Origin of the sequence: Psychrobacter sp. TB20-MNA-CIBAN-0197 (assembly GCF_040309765.1) — a bacterium.
Taxonomy (GTDB): domain Bacteria; phylum Pseudomonadota; class Gammaproteobacteria; order Pseudomonadales; family Moraxellaceae; genus Psychrobacter; species Psychrobacter submarinus.
The window spans coordinates 1-275 of record NZ_JBEOPC010000519.1; the positions used below are offsets into that span (position 1 = coordinate 1).

The 275-nt window shown below is 73.8% G+C and carries 1 protein-coding gene; it reads right to left on the bottom strand.

Annotated features, from left to right (window positions below):
- The coding region (locus AAEY83_RS14765; protein WP_351060064.1) for a hypothetical protein at positions 1 to 258 on the bottom strand (258 nt) is incomplete at its 3' end.
- Positions 259 to 275: the final 17 nt, after the last annotated feature.

A 275-nucleotide genomic window follows, 5' to 3' on the forward strand; every position in this document is an offset into this window, starting at 1 on the left:
GTGTCGCGGCGTTTGCGGCGCGTCGCCGCGTGCGCTGGTCGCAGCCGCGGCTCGCGTGCCGAGCGACGGCGAAAAGCCGCGCGACAGCGGCGCCGCGAGCAGCGCGAGCCCGGCGAGCGCGACGTACAGCGCACGCAGCCCGAACGCGGCGAACACGTGCGGCAACACGAACAGGCCGATCGCGCCCGCGATCAGCTGGCCGACGACCCACAGGCCGTACACGCGGTCGCTGTTGCTGCTCGTCGCGGCGCTCGTCATGCAGAGCACCATCAGCG